This window comes from Bacillus sp. ISL-18 (assembly GCF_018613415.1).
Classification (GTDB): Bacteria; Bacillota; Bacilli; order Bacillales; family Cytobacillaceae; genus Neobacillus.
In genome coordinates this window covers 39,576-57,477 of sequence record NZ_JAGGQG010000023.1, presented here as the reverse complement: position 1 = coordinate 57,477, position 17,902 = coordinate 39,576, and the positions used below count along the sequence as shown (strand labels likewise).

Below are 17,902 nucleotides of genomic sequence, written 5' to 3'. Positions count from 1 at the left end.
ATATATTGCAAGTATCATGCCAATATCTATAAACATTGAATAAGTAAGAAAAACATCCATTTGTTTTAAAATTTTTTAGAAATTCGGTGAAAAAATGAGTTGATTTCAACTCAACGAACCGAAAACAACTCATTCTGCAAGGAGAGAGAATGAAAATGGTATCTGAAAAGCAAAGCCCTTTTGAAATCACAGTTGAGACATTAAAAAAAATTCTCGACTTTTCTTCAGATGAGATATTTGTGCTGGATTCTGAGCAACGTGTTATTTATGTTAATGGCGTATGTGAAAGACATTACGGTTTAAAGCCGGAAGATGTGGTAGGAAAAAAAAACGCAGAACTCTATGAAAAAGGATATTGGAAACCCTCTATTGTTCCATTAGTGTTCAAGGAGAAAAAAACAGTTACTAATAAGATGACCACTTATTTAGGCGCAGAGTTGTTAACGACAGCGGTTCCCATTTTAAATGAAAAAGATGACATAGAATTTGTGGTGACTACCTCACAGGAACTGCAAAACTATAAAAGTATCCAAACCGAGAAAGAAGAAAATCTACCTTCTGACACCCTTAATAGCACCACTCCCATCACAAATTGTGAAAAGATGAAAAACATTTTAAAGGTATGCGAAAAAATTGCAAAGGTTGATTCAACGATCTTAATCCAGGGAGAATCAGGTACTGGAAAAGGAGTATTAGCTCATTACATCCATAACATCAGTAAACGGGCCAGCAAAACCTTTTTAACAATAAACTGTGCTGCATTACCAGAAGACTTGCTCGAATCAGAACTGTTTGGATATACAGAGGGGGCATTTACTGGGGCAAGCAAGAACGGTAAAAAAGGCCTGCTTGAAATAGCAGATCAAGGCACATTATTTCTTGATGAAATTGGTGAAATGCCCTTATCGCTTCAGGCAAAACTTCTACAAGTCATTCAAGAAAAGCAGTTTCTTGCAATCGGTGGCCATAAGATGAAGAAAGTGGATGTAAGGATTATCGCAGCAACCAATCGGGATTTAATTGAAATGGTACGCAAAAATCAATTTCGTGAGGACTTATTTTATCGACTCAACATTATCGATATCCATCTGCCGCCGCTTCGGGAGCGGAGAGAGGATATTATTCCGTTAACCTATAATTTCTTATATAAATTTAATAAAACATATGAAATGAATAAAATTATCTCTCAACAATGCTTGGATTTATTTTATTGGTATTCCTGGCCGGGAAACATCCGCCAGCTTGAAAATCTTATGGAGAGACTGGTGGTCACCAGTGATTCAATCATACAGAAAAGTGATTTACCTGATTTAATCTTAAGTAAGATTAAGCCTCAAACACAGCATCTTCTCCCATCTAATCTTGATGAAGCAATCGAGCATGTGAAGAAGACACTTGTTAATCAGTCCTATAAAAAACATAAAAGCTCAAGAAAAGTGGCAAATGACTTAAATATTAGCCAAACGAGGGCAGTGAAATTGATTAGCCAATACTGTGATAGTTAGAGGAAAGCTAATGAGATTGACAAGTCAATGAGGCGCTGCTCAAAGTTTGGGCCAAGTTTTTTATAGTATTTAAAAAATAAGGGCTGCCCGATAAGGCAGCCCTTTGTTAATCAAGTATTAGAGAATATTAATAAGTTAATCCATGACCAAGTTTATAAACATTACCATCACTATCTTGATACGCATATGTCATTCCTTCTGGCATATACTGGTCCTTGTCATAACCAGGAACGTCGTTTCTTGACACACAGTCACCATTTTCATCAACTGCAATAACTGCTTCACTAGCTGGCAATGTTAAAGGTAAAACACCTACTGGACGGAAATTGCCTGCCATTACCTCATATTGTGCCTTATAGTAGGTATCATAACCAGCGATTAGAACATCAGCCAAAGGTTCAACATTTCCAAGAATCCAAGGCAGAATGACATTCACACTCATAATGACTTTTCCACCGCGGACATGAACACTATCTGCCACTTCCTTAAGATGGTCCATTCCACTTAATGTGGTTTCTTGATAGGTAGAACCATCCAAAGCTGTTTCTGTTTTATCTTCACAGATTTCAAGTTCTAACAATCCAGGGGTTGCATTGAAATAAGCACCTGATTTTGGATTTAAGAACAGAATAGCAATGTCAGCTTCTTCTTGATTATCTGTCAAAGTAAATTGACCAAGCTCTTGACATTCCTGTCTTGCTTTTTCTGTATAGGCAGTTGCCCGCTCAGGTTCTTTATGGAACACTTCTACATAAACCTTCTTATTACCAAGCTTTTCAGCTGTTAAAGGCAGTGTCTGGTTAGAATTTTTAAGAACGGTTACTGATTTTTTATGAGCTTCATATGCTGCTTTCCAGTTAGCTGGATTTTTTACCACTGAAGTAGCTTTCTCTGGTGAAACATAAGTCCGATCATCAAATAATCCTAAAGCAAACATCTCGGTAAGAAGTCTAACATTGGCCTCATTAATACGTTTTTCACTAATCCAGCCATTTTCAATTGCCTTTTTAAGGTTCGTAATGTCATTGGTATCCGCGACAAGGTCTGTACCTGCGTTGACAGCCTTAGCGAAACGCTCAGCCTCACTCTTGTCTTCAACACCCCAGCACATTTTGCTTGTGACGCCGCTGTCGCTATTTACATAGCCTTTAAATCCGAGTCTTTCTCTAAGAATATGATTAATAAAATAATGATTAAATGTAAAGCCCACTTCTTCGAATGGAATGTCATTCCCTTCAAATTCTTGAACCACACTTTTCTTGATACTTGGAATCGAATAATATGGCATAATCGATGAAGTGCCATGGTCGACTGCCGCTTGGAACGGTGGCAGGTGATATTTTTCTAAGCTGCCTGGAGTTGGGTATAAGTTCCACTTTCCTTCTGCATAATGCGGATCGAATCCATTCTCCCTTGCACCACCGCCAGGGAAGTGTTTGGTGGTCATCGCAATACTATGTTTTCCGACAGTCTCGCCTTGGAATCCGTCGATGATCCGGCCGATTGCATCAGAAATAAATTCCGGGTCTTCCCCTAATGTACCATATGTCCGCTGCCATCTAGGATCTGTCGCCGTATCGGCCATATACATATAACCTTTTCTAATTCCGACTGCATCCCACTCATCATGTGCGATTTCAGCAAATTGGCTGATAAGAGAGGCATCACCGCCATTTTTGATATCCCCTTTAGCTGCTGCTGCAAGTCCTAATGTTCCAGGCCAAGTCGAGAAAATTCCGGCTGCATCATTCATCCCAAAGATGAATTCTGTGTTTTCATTTCTTGAATTAGATGCGATTAGGCAAGGGATCCCAAGACGTGTTCCTTCACATAATTCATTCATTGTATTGACCCACTCTGCCATTTGAGCAGGACTCCAGTTATCCCGGAGGATGAAGTGGCGCAAATGCATGTTTTCAATCGTATGCGTTGTGCCATAAACCTTTTCCAAAGCAAAAATGGTTTCGCCCTTTTCAACAATGCCTTCATCTAGCACGCCATCATGGCTTGTCTTACTCTTATCTTTTTGAGTAAGACCCATTTGACGCGTATTAATCAGCATCATCCCGACCTTTTCATCGATATTCATCAAGGAGACTAGGTTCTCGGCACGTTCTTTCGGGCTCAAGCGCCAGTCCTTATATGGTTCTAGTTTCCCGCTATTATTCAAATCTTTAAATTTTAATCCATCAACTTCAATGATATTCTTGACTCTGACCTCTAAATTTGGTTGTTTATGGTTAGATTCCACTTTAGTGCCTCCTAATCTTGTTCACCCTAATAAGCTGCTCTATTTGTATCTTTTGATTTTGGCTAACTTTACTATTTCTACGATAGGGTGCTCAATTTTGGGTATATCCATTTATTTAGTAAGCAGTTTATTTAAGAAAATTGCTTTCAAAAAATGAATGTTACCGCTTGCAGTTATAGAATATCAATAAAAAGCTTAAAATATATAGCACATATTGCTAGAATTATTGTAAATGTTGCTATATGAAGGAGGTTGTCATGAAGCAATCTGTTTTTATTCCCGTAAAGGGTAAAGATTTTGAGATCTATTACTTTAACAAAAAATATCATTCCGAAGATCATCTTAAGAAATATAATGAATCAGCAGTGAACTTTTCCCAATTAGAAGAAACTTTATTTCGCCTGCACAGCCATGATGTTTATGAGTTCCTTGTTTTTCTTGGCGGGGAATGTGAGTTCTTCTGTGAGGGAAAGAACTATTTTTTAAAGAGAGGAGATGTGGTGGCCATTCCCCCCTATGCTGTTCATGAGGCTAATGTTAAAGATATTAAACAATATGAACGCATTATTCTTCACATCAGCAGACATATTATGGAGGACTTTTCCTCAAGTTCACCATCGTTGAAAGAGAACATAGTTTATCAAAAGACGTACGGCTCCTATGTACTCCACCTCCATTCAAAATACTTCCAAGAAATGATTTCTTTATTTCATGAAATCATTAATAGAATTAAGAATGATGAAGAGAATTTCTCTTTTACGCTGCATTACCTATTATTTCAAGCACTGCAAATAATCTTTAATCCTGAAGGCAGTTTGGCAAACCTGAGCATTAAAGATCAAGTAGACCAGAGGTTTGTATCTATTCTAGAATACATAGAGCTGCACTTAACGGAGCCGGATTTAAGTTTAGAAAGGGTTTCGAATCATTTCCATTTGAATAAATACTATTTTTCTCATTATTTCAAGAAAAACATGAACCTGCCCTTTTACCGTTATGTATCATTAAAGCGTCTGTCCTACTCTGTCACTTTGATTAAACAAAATGAGTTCTCTATTGAGACGATTGCCATAAAATGCGGTTTTCCTGACTATTCTAGTTTTTACAGGCTCTTTAAAAAAGAGTACAATCTTTCTCCAAAAAATTTACAAAAAGAATATATAAAGTAACACTGAATTTTATACAGCATAGTAGGAAAGAAGTCCTTAAAAAGCAAATTTCAACAAAAATACAGACTACCTCCCTGTTTTTAGGAAGTAGTCTTTTCCTTAGAAAAAAAGTAATTCTCAATATTAGTTCTCAGTTTGGGTCCTCGATATCGGTTTTTATATCTATCATCTTTATTTTTTTTTGAATTTTTACTTTCCTTGTTTTTTTGTATTCTTTCCTGTCTCTACCCTTTTCAGATTTCCCATTAGAAATTCGGGTGGAACCCGTATGATTAACTAGCCACACTCCTGAAAGTACCAAAGCGATTCCTAGCAATGTAATAGAATTCAAACTTTCTTTTAAAAATAGGAAACCTGACAAAGTATTTTTAGTAGATTTCAGGCAATCTATATTGTTTTTCCAAAAAATTTTATATAATCCTGTACTAAACAAAAAGGACTTTCCATATGGAATAGTCCTTTTCTGTGTACTGAGATTTACATTATCAGTTACTCATTGATTTATTTCTCCATTGCTTTTAATGCTTTTGTTTTAAATCCGCATTGCTCCATGGCTTCAGCAAGCTCTCTTCTTAATTGTGCTTCGTCAAAATCAACTAATTTCTTTTCTTCAACCACTTGCTTTCCAGCAATAAATACATCTCTTACATTGCCAGCATTAGCAGAGTACACTAACGCCGAATATGGATCGAAAATAGGAAACATATTAATGGAATCTGTTTCAACTAAGATAAAGTCAGCCTGTTTCCCTGCTTCAATCGAGCCAATTTGCTGCTCCATTCCTAAAACCTTCGCTCCTCCAATGGTGGCTAGCTCTACAATTTCTTGTGCTGGAAAGGCGCTGCGGTCCTGTAAAACGGTTTTATGAAAATTGGCAAACAAGCGCATTTGGCCGAATAAATCCAGGGTATTGCCGCTGCTTGGGCCATCTGTTCCCAGCCCAACTTTTACACCGGCAGACAATAAATCCCGAACGCGTGCCACACCTTTAGCGGATTTCGTATTCGCACCAATACAATGAGCTACCTTCACATCATATTTCTTTAACAGCTGAATATCGTTATCTGACAAATGAATACAATGTGCTGCTACGAGCCTTGCACTCAATACACCAATCTCCTCTAAAAATTCAATTGGTGTTTGATTACGTTCTTCGCGGTATTTGTTTATTTCAAAATCCATCTCACTTATATGCATCATCCATGGCACATTGTACTTCTTGGATAAAAGATCTGCCTGCTTCAGGACTTCGATTGTATTCGAATAGGGCGCATGCGGTGCAATAGATCCTTTAATTCTCTTATTTTCTTGCCATTTAGGCAAAAACCTTTCAGCATAGTGTAAACCGCCCATTGGCTCCTCTACATCTACCGTTACGGAATCGATAACAGTTTCAGCTAACAGGCCGCGGCTATTCATTTCCTCCGCTGCTTCGGCCAGTTGCTGTTCAAAATAATACATATCAAAAAATGTCGTCACACCGGCAAGCTGCATTTCCGCAATCGCATATTTCCCACTAGTATAGGCAAGCCTTTCATTCATACATTCATTTTCTAATGGAAATAAGAAGCGGCGCAGCCGGTCAGGGTAGTCATCCCCTAATGAACGAAACGGAATCATCCCAATATGTGTGTGCGTATTGACCATACCAGGCAATAAAATAGCCCCTCTAGCATTGATGACTTTGTCATACTTCATATCCTTTGGCAGTAAATCCATTGCTCCCGCTTCGATTACTTTCTCTCCGTCTACCATTAAATAGCCATCTGGAAACTGCTCCATCTGCTCATTCATCGTTAAAATCCAGGCATTTTTAATAAGTATTCTCAAATTTCTCACCCTCCACCAATGGGATCATCATTTGAGAGCGAACATTCATCATCCCTTTGTCAGTAATTTTGATAATAGGTGATACCGGCAAGGATAAAGTTGAGAAAGACATAATTTCATTGCTGTTACGGTAGCCTAACTTAATCATCGCTTGACGGACTTCTTTCAATTGCGACCCTAGTTCTTGTATCGGTGCATCACTGATAATGCCGCCAACCGGCAAAGGGCACACCGCTCGGACCATCCCAGCTTGGGAGACGACATAACCCCCTTGCATGTCCAATAATTGCTTTTGTGCGGCTAAGATATCCACAGAACTTGTTCCCATCACCATTAAGTTATGATGATCATGGGCCCAAGTAGTGGCGACAGCTCCTTTTTCATATAACGCTTTATCCACAAATCCGTAGCCGATGTTACCTGTTTTCCCATAACGCTCCATCACAACAATCAAGGCTAACCCGCTATTCTCCCAATCCAAAAATCCATCTACGACGTTAACCTCACGCTTTACATGTTCGGTAAAGGTACCCGTTTCTGAGATTTGAATCACGTTGGCGATTGCCTTTTCCGATGCTTTGACCTTGAAACGTAAATCCTCCAATGTTAATTCACGGCAATGGACGGACTGATAAAAATGCTCTGGAAAAGCAGGTTTATTAGTTGGATACTGGATATCTGTTCCCCGTTTGTGCACCAATTTTCCATCCTTATAAACTGCCTCAATCGTAAAGCTTTCGATATGATCGATTAATAAAAAGTCTGCCTTAAATCCAGGGACAATCGCACCCCGATCCTGAAATCCCATTCGTCTGGCAGGTGTATAGGTAGCGCAATAGATAGCCTGTTCTACTGGCATTCCGCAAGAAAGGGCCAATCGCACGTTGGCATCCAAATGTCCTTCCAACAAATCGTCCGCCATCACATCATCGGTTATGAGGGCGATATATTCATAGAACTGATTTTCAACAATGACTCGGATATTTTCAGGGGTTATCGACTTTTTTTGAAATTCTAAAAACATCCCATTCGTGATTTTCTCATAAATCGATTCCGGCGATTGATGTGTATGATCAGCTGTTAAGCCCGCATATAAAAATTTGGCTAATTCTAATCCTAAAACACGCGGAATATGTCCTTCTAAAGGCATGAACGGCCGATCACTTTGAACTTCGCGTAAAATTTGCCGAATCAATGAATCCGGTTCATTAACAATCCCATTAAAGTTCATCGCTTCGCCTAGAGCAATGACTTTCGGATGCTTCAGGAGCTGCTTCACTTCTTCCACACCAATAAAGCCGCCTGTCGTTTCTAATTCCGGCGTGGTTGAAGGGACCGAGGATGGAATCGCAAAGAAAGTATCGATAACACTTGGCTGAGAAAAGAACACCTCCAATCCTTCCATACCAAACACGTTTGCAATCTCATGTGCGTCAGCGACAACGGTTGTTACCCCATGGGTTAACACGGCCTCTGAAAAAATAGATGGAGAAGTCATTGAACTTTCAATATGCATATGAATATCGATTAATCCCGGTACTAGATAACGATTCTTTGCATCTACTACCTCGCTTACCTGAAATTGATCCATTTCTTCAGCCGTAATATAATAAAATTTATCTTTGATAATACACACATTTTTCTTTTCAAACCTTTTGGTAAACGTGTTATAAACCTGTGCATTTATGATTGCTAAATCGACTTTCATCACACTTCTCCACCCTCCGAGTACGTATAAAGAGAAAAAAGGCCAAGAATTAATCCTCAGCCTTCCCCTTAACACCTTTTTATTTATTCAAAATCCGATTCCATTGATTAATCCAAGACGCAAGGTTTTTATTGACAAGGTTTGAATCCACCTTATTTGTGCGTTTCGCAACATCGCCATACGTTTTATTTTTAGCTGTTTCCTCGTTTAATACTACTTTTTTATTGGTTGGCGCTTCATTTAAAGATACTGCCGTTTTTTCTTGAACCTCTTGGCTTAATCTCCAGTTAATATATTTATAAGCTAGGTCTTTATTTTTAGAGTTTTTGTTAATGTTTATTGTATTAAAGTTTGCATATGTTCCGGATGTTGGAACTACATAGGCAACATCTGGGTTAGACTCGGTAATAATCGGAACAGCAAAGTCGCCGACAACCGCAGCAGCTATTTCTCCTGATTGGAACATATTCGCTAAATCGGAAGATTTGCTATATGTTTTTACCACGTTTGGAGCTAAATCAGTGATTCCTTCAAAAGCTGTTTTTCCACTAATCGTTTTTGCGTCTGCATTCTTGTGATTGTTTGCTACATAAAGCATCGCTGGTCCAAATGTGGTCGTAATATCAGGAATGGAGACTTTCCCTTTTAATGAATTGTCCCATAGATCATCCCATTCCTTAATATCTTTGCCAGCTGTCTTTTTGTTGTAGACAATCCCGATACTATTCAACGTGTATGCCGGGCCAGAACCATCTGCTGATAATTCCTTTGCGCTATCGATTAAGTTTTCCATGTTAGGAACTTTTGATGTGTCCACTTTTTCAAATAAACCTGCTGATACACCATCCGCCGCATTTGATTGGGATAATTCAATAACATCAACAGTTGAGTTTGGATTGCTTTTTAATTTTGTTAACCGCTCAGAGCTTGTACCTGTTTCTAACACAATATTTACATTGTATTTTTTTTCAAAAGGCTTGAAGACATCCTCTTGCATTTTATCTTCTTCCAAACCAAATGTGGAGATGACCAAAGTTTTTGGTTTTTCCTTACTTGCCGTTTTTTCACCGCCGCCTCCGCATGCAGCCAATACACTTGCAGTTACTAATGTTAGACTTACTAATCCTAATTTCTTTTTCATTTTTCGATCCCCTTTTCTTAGTTGGCTTGTCCTTATTTAGGATGATTTTCTATTAAACTATAATTAATTTGTGAGCTGGAATAACTAACGTTACCATGTCCCCCACTTGGTAAATCACATCATCTGCTTTATTTGCTAATAATGTTCCAATCGGGGTTTCCACTTCATATTGGTATGACTTTCCTAGAAAGGTTCGGACTTTTATCTTTCCACTCACCCTATTATTCGTATCAGATTCATTGCTTGCTGTAATCTCAATATCATCCGGACGAATCGTTCCTGTCCGTTTTCCTTGGCCAAATTTACCGGTACTTTCGAAAATCGTTCCATCCACCGCTCTATACTTCCAATCTTCAGTCAGTGCTAACTCAAAAAAGTTCTCAAAGCCGATAAAGCGGGCAACAAATTCTGTTTTAGGATTTTTATAAATTTCCTCAGGTGTATCGAATTGCTCAATTACACCTTTATTCATCACGGCAACCCTGTCTGAAATGGAGAAGCATTCTTCTTGATCATGAGTGACAAACACGGATGTAATCCCCAATTGGCTTTGAATCCGTTTAATTTCGATCCTCATCGCCAAGCGCAATTTGGCATCCAGGTTACTCAATGGTTCATCTAATAATAATAATTTCGGTTCGATGACTAAGGCGCGTGCTAGAGCCACACGCTGGCGCTGTCCGCCTGAAAGCTGTTTAGGATAGCGGTCCCCAAGCTCCTCTAAGCCAGTAATCGCTAAGATATCTTCTACTCGTTTGTCAATAGCGGCCTTTTTTTCCTTACGTAATTTCAAACCGAAAGCAACATTTTCTTTAATCGTTAGATGGGGAAACAGTGCATAGCTTTGGAATACCATTCCAAATTCACGTTTATGAACAGGCACCTTTGTTAAATTTTGATTGTCAACAAGGAACTCACCATCATTTGGCTCAATTAGTCCGGCAATGACACGCAAAGTGGTGGTTTTTCCACAGCCTGATGGTCCTAACAAGGAAACCAATTCTCCCTTTTCGATTGATAAATTTAAATCTTTTAAGATATTGGTTTTATTGTCATAACTGACACGAATATCGTTTAATTCAACATAGGACATTGTGCGGTTCTACCTCCTTCGATGTAAACATCTTATCAGCTCCTATGAAATACTTGCTAAACCTAATGTCTTCTCAATAATAAACATCAGAATAATCGTACCAAGCATTAAAATGACCGATAAAGCTGAAACAGATGGGTCGTAGTTGTATTCTATATAATTCATTAAGCTCGTTGGCAGCATCGTTACACCAGGTCCTGATAAAAACTGCGATACGGGTATATTGTTAAAGGAATTAATAAATGCCAGCATGAAGGAAGCAAAAATTCCCGAAGTAATGTTTGGAAGCACCACTTTGATAAACGATTGGAGCTTTGTGCAGCCTAATGTCCATGAAACTTCCTCTATTGAAAAATCCAGCTGTTCAATCGTTGAACCTACAACACGAATGACATAAGGAAGACAAATTAGGAAATGACCTAATAGCAGCCCTTGGATGATCGGGAATTGAAACTTAATCACGATAAATTGATACATAGCATAGCCCACGACCACCCCAGGTACGATGGTCGGGGAAAGGAAAAAGCTCTTAATCCAATTTCGTCCGAACACCGTGTGACGCGCCAAGGAATAGGCGGCTGGAACACCAATGACTAATGCCAAGAGAGTCGCAATAAAAGCTACTTCTAGACTAAGTGAAAAGCTGTCCATAAAGGATTCATTTGTAAATACCTTGCTATACCATTCAAAAGTAAATCCTTTAATCGGAAATTGAATGGTAGGATTTGTTCCGAAAGAAGTCACGATGATAATAAGTAAAGGAATTAAAAGAAAGGCAAACACCAGAATGGCAGAGATTTTTAATCCGATATTTTTACGCATTCACTTCACCTCTTTTATCCAAGCGGCCCGCAATCAAGTTGAATAACTTCATTACGATTAAGGTGGCCACAATCATAATCAGGGCAATGACACTTGCACCTTGCCAGTTTCCTAATGCCGTTGCATTTTGATATAAGAAGGTGGCAAGCATGATGTTTCTGTTTCCGCCTAATAATTGCGGGGTTGTATAGGCTGTCATGCTCCCTGTGAACACCAAAATGCTGCCAACAATAATCCCAGGCACACTTAAGGGCAATATAACTTTCACAAACGCAATCAAGCGATTGGCCCCTAGCGTTTCTGCAGCTTCCATAATTTCAGAATCAATGTTCTCTAAAATCCCCACTAATGTTATTACCATTAAAGGAAGGAAGAGATAAACTGAGCCAATGATAATGGCGAATTCTGTATAAAGTAAGGTAAGCGGTTTTGAAATTAGGCCAATCGTTAGTAATGCATGATTAACAATCCCGTCTTGCCCCAAAATGGTAATCCAAGCGAAACTCCTCACAACTGAATTCGTTAATAACGGAAACAATGTAATCGACATTAACAGTCCGCGCCACTTTTTGGGACTTTGCGAAATATAGTAGGCAGTCGGGACTCCAACGACTACACAAATAAGTGTGGCCATCAGTGAAACCTTGATCGTCCGCCATAAGATACCAAAGTTATACTCATCCAAAAAGAACGCAGTATAATTCGAAAAGGTAATTCCTCCGTTAAAGAACGTCGGAAAGATAATGGAGATAAGGGGTAACACCAAGAATAAAATCAAGAGAATCAATCCTGGAGCCAAGATGAGATAAGGGATTCTACGCTGCGTCATATCTGGCCTCACTTTCCAAGTCAAAAAAATAGTATCGAATGACGATGAACATCATTCAAGGGTTCGGTTCTTTCTCTTACATTTAAGATTATACGTAGTAAAAATCGGTTTGGCAATACAAAATACGAATATTATAGTTAAACTATAATTTAATGTTCGTAAAATGATGAAATCATATATTTTATTAGTTTAAAATGGCCATGAAATGTGGTTAACACGAATGTTAGTATGGCGAAGTAATTTGTATCTGTAAAAAATACCTTATAGAGGTTTTTTCTGACTCTTTTCAGAGAAATAAAATGATTCCATCTTAATAAAGGAATCAATCTATAATTCGAGTCCCATTAAAAGATGAACAACAAAAAAACCACTCCATTAATGGATGTGGTTCACCTGTTTGAATAAATGACAAAAGTAAAAATGGATCCTGCCGACAAATCACGATGAATATTTGTCGATATCGACTCGGAAGATGTAGATATTTCCCGGGAATTTGCTTAAATAGAATTTGAGCTTGTCGAAAAATGAAGGAGTCAGGAAAACCGTGGTTTTAGGAGGAGATCCTTTTATATGTCAGTTATTTTCTCTTTCAAGTAGCTGCAAGATTAAGTTTTTCCTCCATATCGGCGATATATGGACTTAAAGCAGACATCCTCCCCCTACTTTCGAAATAACGAGAAAAACCATTCCCATTTCCCTTTAGGATTTTGTATCGTTTCCTCTAAACGTTTATTAAATTCATTTTGTGAAAGCCATTCTTTTTGCTGTTCATCGCGCAAATTTTGTAATTCCTTTTGTAGAAATTCAGTTATTTCTCTTTCTTGATGCAGCATAGTTTCATGATATGTTTTTTGCTGTTCAGTTAATTTTTCAATTTTAGTATGAGTTTTTTGCGCTGAATTTCCAATACTGGAACTGATTGCATGATGATCTTGCTGGAGCCGGGAAACCGTTACTTTAAGCTCCGCCATATCGTTTTTCAGTTGGACATTCATTTCTCGCGAGGCTGCCAGTTCATTGACTACAAACATTAAAATTTCTTTTAACTGGTTGGGATCTTGGGGCAGCCTTTCATATGTATCGGATATGGCAATCTCCTGCTCATTTGAGCTTTCTAACCTCTCTTTTTGTTGATACGCAAGGTCTTTTGCTGTATCGTCCAAGGGTTTCTCTGTATCGCGCAGCGCTATAAGCGCTTCGATGTCAGTTTGAACAAAAATACGCCGATCGCCATCTTTTAAAAACTCATATCCATTCCGCTCTAAGATTTGGCCATACTTACGAACAGTGGGTGTTGCAATCCCCACATCTTCGGCTACTTCCTTAGACGAGAAAGCTCGTTCATTCGGTTGTATATCACGTCGCATATCGTGCCTCCTTTCCTTCTAATATGAGGGTTTTTGGCTTTATTTACAAGAGCTATATCGACCAGCGATACAAAAAAAATAGGCCAATCAACCCCTTCTGTGAAGTGGTTAACTGAAAAACTCCCCTCTATTTAAATCTTAACTTCTTAATTATCAGGAAAAGTTTGTTTCCGATGATGCTTTGCCGGGTAAGTATAGTTTGTAAGCCTATAAGCTAACAAATGAGAAATGGAGGCAATAACTATGAGTAAAACAGTATTAGGAGTTTATAATTCCAGTGATGAAGTGGTTCAGGCCATAGAGGAATTTCAGAACCAAGGATATTCTGTAAAAGACTTGTCAATTATTGCTAATACAACAAATGTCCCTTCCTCTATCGAAGAGGAAACAGGCGTTGCTTCTCAAGAGATAGCCGCAGCCAGGGAGACCGATACAGAAGAGGACCGTGGGTTCTTCGCAAGCCTGTTTACCCCATTTGAGGATCGAATGTATCAAAATGATGGCAGCGGAACTACCTATTATGACCATTTGGTCGCCCAGGGCATTAATCAAGCAGATGCACTAAAATACCAAGATGATCTCAATTCTGGAATGATTCTGCTCCTTGGTGAAAGAGGAACAGGCAATGTTGGTGTTGCCGATGATGTCTCCGGAGGAACCCTTGCTAGTGGACAAATGGATCTTGATGATACTCTTGACACAGATTCACCGCACTCCATAAAGCTTCGCGAGGAACAGCTGGATGTTAATAAACAACGTGTTCAGACAGGTGAAGTAGAGGTAAAAAAGGATGTCGTTGAAGAACAGCAAACGGTAAATGTTCCTGTACAACATGAAGAGGTTAGCATCGAAAGACGGGCAGTGGATGGAACGGAAGCAGATACAACCACGCCTATAGGCGATGATGAAACCATCCGTGTTCCAATTGTCGAGGAGAAAGTCGAAGTCACGAAGAAGCCTGTCGTGACCGAAGAACTGGTGATTAATAAAAAGGAAGTTACGGAAACCCAACAAGTAACGGAAAATGTTAAGCGTGAAGAAGCAAAAGTGAATAAAGACGGCGACGCTTCCGTCAATGAGTCTACTACCGACAACAAGCGTCTGAATCCCGATAGCTTCTAATTTTTAAATAATAAGGCGTTTTAAAAATTTACTATTAGGATACGCCGTTTGTTTTTATAAAAAAATGCTCATCCTATTGCCTAGTAAGCATAGGAATGAGCATTTTTTATTTTACTATTTAATCATGCATAGGAATGAATGTTTGTCCAAATCCCTACACTCTTTATTTCCTTATACTCCGGCATCCACATCGCCTCTTCAATAGCAGTCTCCACATCTTGGATATCTGCTCTTGCAATACCTTCATGAATTGCCGCATTGACTACTTCAATGGCTACGTATTTTGAGACCTTATGAAGTTTTTCAATCGATGGCAGCAGTGATGCCCCAGTTGTGCTGATGTCACACATTCTCGCAACTGCATAAGCAGCAGCTGCAAACATTCCTTTTGAAATCACTTCAGCTTTGGCAACAATCGCACCAAGACCCAGTCCTGGGAATATAAATGCGTTATTAGACTGCCCAATTTCATAGGAAACACCTTGGTATTCCACGTTGGGAAACGGGCTGCCAGTGGCAATTAGAGCCTTGCCATCTGTCCATTTCATTAGGTTTTCCGGCACCGCTTCCGTCAATGCAGTCGGGTTGGACAAAGGCAAGATGATAGGGCGCTCAACATGCTTGGCCATTTCTTTCACAATTTCCTCCGTGAAAGCACCGGCTTGTCCGGAAGTTCCGATCAGGATGGTCGGCTTCACCTTCTGAACGACTTCCATTAATGAAATGATTCCATCCTCATTCATATCCCAGTCCTTTACTTCTTCTGCCTTTCTTACATAAGGCTTCTGGAAGTTAAAGACCCCTGGTGTTTCATCCGTTAGCATCCCCCGATAGTCAATAGCCCAGAAACGGTCATAGGCTTCTTCTCTGCTCAGCCCTTCAAGAACCATTGCATCTGAAATTTGGTCGGCTATACCGAGGCCGCCAGCCCCTGGTCCGAAGACAACAATACGCTGGTCCTTCAGATCAGCCCCTGTTATTTTCATCCCAGACATCACAGCAGCAAGGGTAACGGCCCCTGTTCCTTGGATGTCATCGTTGAAGGTAAGAATTTTGTCACCGTACTTATCCAAGATTTTACGCGCATTTACATTACCAAGGTCCTCCCAATGAATAAGAACCTCTGGAAAGAACTTTCTTGCAGTCTGAACAAATAAATCAATGAACTGGTCATAACGCTCACCACGGACACGGGCAAATTTGTTGCCAATATAAAGAGGATCGGCCACCAAAGCCTGATTATTCGTACCAACATCCAACACGATTGGCAGAACCCGGCTTGGATCAATACCTGCAGCCGCTGTGTATACAGCAAGTTTACCGATCGCTATATTAATACCGCCTACCCCTTGGTCTCCAATACCTAAAATGCTTTCAGAGTCGGTAACGACGATTAAATCAATGCCATTGGGCTGTCCAAGATTATTAAAGGCCTTTTCAATACCCTCAGGATCGTCAATGGAAAGATATAATCCACCCGGACGGTGATAGGTATGAGAGTAAGTCTGAATCGCCTCACCGACAGTAGGAGTATAGATGATTGGGAGCATTTCTGCTAAGTGGTCTTTTAAAAGACGGTAAAACAAAACAACATTGCGGTTATATAAATCATTAAGCAGACCGTTTTTAAATAGATTCGTAGTTCGCATTTGATATTGCTCATAAGTCCTATTTGCTTGTTCATCAAGGGTAAGCACACGAGGAGGCAGCAGACCGTCAAGTCCAAGGTCTTCCCTTTCCTCTTTCGTAAAAGCCGTTCCTTTATTTAAAAAAGGATTAGAGAGAACTTCTTTTCCTTTTAATGTTGTAATAATCACATTCTCAGGGACATTCATGGTGTTTCCTTCTTTCTGTATTAAAAATACTCTTCGGATAATTATAGCAACATAGATTTCTATCTTCCATGTTAATAGCATTTTCTTTATCACAATAGGTTTTTTAATTTAATGTATCCTTTTTGTAATTAAACAAAGCAGACAGTAAAAACCGACTGACTACTTTGTTTAAGTTTTTACTATGAATTTAACGTTACTTTTTATCAGGCTGCCCTTGTAATCGATTGATTCGCTTTTTTCTTTTGGGACCTTTTAAATACATAGCTCACAATAATCGGACAGACGATGGCGGAGATGACACATGCTGCTGCCACTTGTGCAGTAGCTGTAGGTGCTATTGCAAGTAAGGTCGGATCTGCTGCCGCCACAACAGCTGGTGTAGCTACCGCATTTCCTGCCGTTGACCCTGTTGCTAGACCAACGATTGGGTTTTCTTTAAATAACTTCAATAGGAAGTAAGCGCCAATTCCAGTGAAGGCAGCGATTAATCCTAGTAATATCCCAGGACCCCCAGCTTTTACAATCGTTGAAAGATTCATTCCTGCACCTAATGGGAAGGAGAAGAATGGGATTAATAATAATTTACTGCTTCCAAGGAACTTTCTCATATCAGGATCAATATTACCTAAAATCATTCCGATTACAATCGGAATTAATACTCCCAGAAGTGTTTGAAAAGGAATGGTGGCAAGGCCTGATGCACCTAAAGCTACTAAGGTGAAAAATGGACCATCTTTTAAAGAAAATAACGCATAGGCACCTACATCCGTTTCATCACCATACGATGAAGCAAGAGATGCATATAACCCGCCATTCGCATTTAACAACGCTGCAAGGATGGCTAATGGTGTTAATCCTAGTATACCGGCAGGTCCAAAAATCGCTGCTACAGTTAAACCAATACCAGCACCTACGATAAATTTTCCTGTTAATAATATTGCCCCTTTTTTCAATGCCTTCGGTGCTAATTTAAAATTAATTTGCGAACCTATTAAAAACATAAAACAAGCCAAAATGGTTGATGAAGCTTCTTTACTGAATAATGCTGTTGTAAAACTACCAATTTGTAAAACTTGCGGAAAAAATGTATTTGTTAATACCCCTAAAAAAAGTGGAACAACCATCAGACCACCTGGAATCTTATCAAGCGTTTTCTTAATTGGAATTTGCATTTTTTTATCCTCCTTTGTCTTGCTACATGTCTATCATATTCCTGAATAAACCGTTTTC

14 protein-coding genes are annotated in these 17,902 nt (G+C 39.2%); 3 read left to right on the top strand and 11 right to left on the bottom strand.

What is annotated here, in order from left to right:
• The first annotated feature begins 155 nt into the window (after positions 1-155).
• Positions 156-1,505, top strand: coding sequence for a sigma-54 interaction domain-containing protein (locus tag J7E81_RS25485; RefSeq protein ID WP_215046795.1), 1,350 nt, complete (start codon positions 156-158; stop codon positions 1,503-1,505).
• Between the two features lie 127 nt (positions 1,506-1,632).
• Here J7E81_RS25485 and J7E81_RS25480 read toward each other — a convergent pair whose 3' ends face one another.
• Entirely contained in the window at positions 1,633-3,756 is a 2,124-nt protein-coding gene (locus J7E81_RS25480; protein ID WP_215046761.1) for a glycoside hydrolase family 3 protein, read from the bottom strand.
• A 257-nt stretch (positions 3,757-4,013) separates the two neighbouring features.
• Here J7E81_RS25480 and J7E81_RS25475 point away from each other — a divergent pair, with 257 nt between their 5' ends.
• On the top strand, positions 4,014-4,925 hold the full coding sequence (locus tag J7E81_RS25475; protein WP_215046759.1) for an AraC family transcriptional regulator: 912 nt from the start codon (positions 4,014-4,016) through the stop codon (positions 4,923-4,925).
• A 130-nt stretch (positions 4,926-5,055) separates the two neighbouring features.
• On the opposite strand, the gene J7E81_RS25470 is transcribed toward J7E81_RS25475, so the two are convergent.
• The 8 genes from J7E81_RS25470 to J7E81_RS25435 form a co-directional block, all read right to left on the bottom strand.
• The gene (locus J7E81_RS25470; RefSeq protein ID WP_215046757.1) at positions 5,056-5,358 is read right to left on the bottom strand and encodes a DMT family transporter; all 303 of its coding nucleotides are present in this window, start codon (positions 5,356-5,358) and stop codon (positions 5,056-5,058) included.
• Between the two features lie 68 nt (positions 5,359-5,426).
• Positions 5,427-6,755, bottom strand: coding sequence for an amidohydrolase (locus J7E81_RS25465; protein WP_215046755.1), 1,329 nt, complete (start codon positions 6,753-6,755; stop codon positions 5,427-5,429).
• Positions 6,739-8,463 (bottom strand): adenine deaminase C-terminal domain-containing protein, encoded by a 1,725-nt coding sequence (locus J7E81_RS25460; protein WP_215046753.1) that lies wholly within the window; start codon positions 8,461-8,463, stop codon positions 6,739-6,741. The genes J7E81_RS25465 and J7E81_RS25460 overlap by 17 nt, the downstream gene beginning before the upstream one ends.
• Positions 8,464-8,542: 79 nt before the next feature.
• The gene (locus J7E81_RS25455) at positions 8,543-9,604 is read right to left on the bottom strand and encodes an ABC transporter substrate-binding protein (protein WP_215046751.1); all 1,062 of its coding nucleotides are present in this window, start codon (positions 9,602-9,604) and stop codon (positions 8,543-8,545) included.
• A gap of 52 nt (positions 9,605-9,656) precedes the next feature.
• Positions 9,657-10,697, bottom strand: a complete 1,041-nt coding sequence (locus J7E81_RS25450) for an ABC transporter ATP-binding protein (protein WP_215046742.1) — start codon at positions 10,695-10,697, stop codon at positions 9,657-9,659.
• 42 nt (positions 10,698-10,739) lie between these two features.
• Positions 10,740-11,519 (bottom strand): ABC transporter permease, encoded by a 780-nt coding sequence (locus J7E81_RS25445; RefSeq protein WP_215046741.1) that lies wholly within the window; start codon positions 11,517-11,519, stop codon positions 10,740-10,742.
• Complete coding sequence (locus J7E81_RS25440) at positions 11,512-12,348, bottom strand: ABC transporter permease (RefSeq protein ID WP_215046739.1); 837 nt, start codon at positions 12,346-12,348, stop codon at positions 11,512-11,514. Before J7E81_RS25440 ends, J7E81_RS25445 begins: the two co-directional genes overlap by 8 nt.
• A gap of 659 nt (positions 12,349-13,007) precedes the next feature.
• Positions 13,008-13,715, bottom strand: coding sequence for a hypothetical protein (locus J7E81_RS25435; protein WP_215046737.1), 708 nt, complete (start codon positions 13,713-13,715; stop codon positions 13,008-13,010).
• A 243-nt stretch (positions 13,716-13,958) separates the two neighbouring features.
• On the opposite strand from J7E81_RS25435, the gene J7E81_RS25430 reads away from it, so the two are divergent.
• A complete protein-coding gene (locus tag J7E81_RS25430; protein ID WP_215046735.1) occupies positions 13,959-14,837 on the top strand; it encodes a YsnF/AvaK domain-containing protein in 879 nt (292 codons plus the stop codon).
• 122 nt (positions 14,838-14,959) lie between these two features.
• Here the strand turns inward: J7E81_RS25430 and J7E81_RS25425 are convergent, their stop codons facing one another.
• Together J7E81_RS25425 and J7E81_RS25420 are read right to left on the bottom strand one after the other, a co-directional pair.
• Positions 14,960-16,672, bottom strand: a complete 1,713-nt coding sequence (locus tag J7E81_RS25425; RefSeq protein WP_215046733.1) for an NAD-dependent malic enzyme — start codon at positions 16,670-16,672, stop codon at positions 14,960-14,962.
• Between the two features lie 203 nt (positions 16,673-16,875).
• Positions 16,876-17,844 (bottom strand): 2-keto-3-deoxygluconate permease, encoded by a 969-nt coding sequence (locus J7E81_RS25420; protein WP_251028879.1) that lies wholly within the window; start codon positions 17,842-17,844, stop codon positions 16,876-16,878.
• Positions 17,845-17,902 lie beyond the last annotated feature (58 nt).

What these genes read in the sequence shown, in the direction of transcription:
- J7E81_RS25485 (WP_215046795.1), top strand. Translation starts at nt 156, where the DNA reads ATGGTATCTGAAAAGCAAAGCCCTTTTGAAATCACAGTTGAGACATTA.
- J7E81_RS25475 (WP_215046759.1), top strand. Translation starts at nt 4,014, where the DNA reads ATGAAGCAATCTGTTTTTATTCCCGTAAAGGGTAAAGATTTTGAGATC.
- J7E81_RS25460 (WP_215046753.1), bottom strand. Translation starts at nt 8,463, where the DNA reads ATGAAAGTCGATTTAGCAATCATAAATGCACAGGTTTATAACACGTTT.
- J7E81_RS25455 (WP_215046751.1), bottom strand. Translation starts at nt 9,604, where the DNA reads ATGAAAAAGAAATTAGGATTAGTAAGTCTAACATTAGTAACTGCAAGT.
- J7E81_RS25450 (WP_215046742.1), bottom strand. Translation starts at nt 10,697, where the DNA reads ATGTCCTATGTTGAATTAAACGATATTCGTGTCAGTTATGACAATAAA.
- J7E81_RS25445 (WP_215046741.1), bottom strand. Translation starts at nt 11,519, where the DNA reads ATGCGTAAAAATATCGGATTAAAAATCTCTGCCATTCTGGTGTTTGCC.
- J7E81_RS25440 (WP_215046739.1), bottom strand. Translation starts at nt 12,348, where the DNA reads ATGACGCAGCGTAGAATCCCTTATCTCATCTTGGCTCCAGGATTGATT.
- J7E81_RS25435 (WP_215046737.1), bottom strand. Translation starts at nt 13,715, where the DNA reads ATGCGACGTGATATACAACCGAATGAACGAGCTTTCTCGTCTAAGGAA.
- J7E81_RS25430 (WP_215046735.1), top strand. Translation starts at nt 13,959, where the DNA reads ATGAGTAAAACAGTATTAGGAGTTTATAATTCCAGTGATGAAGTGGTT.
- J7E81_RS25425 (WP_215046733.1), bottom strand. Translation starts at nt 16,672, where the DNA reads ATGAATGTCCCTGAGAATGTGATTATTACAACATTAAAAGGAAAAGAA.
- J7E81_RS25420 (WP_251028879.1), bottom strand. Translation starts at nt 17,844, where the DNA reads ATGCAAATTCCAATTAAGAAAACGCTTGATAAGATTCCAGGTGGTCTG.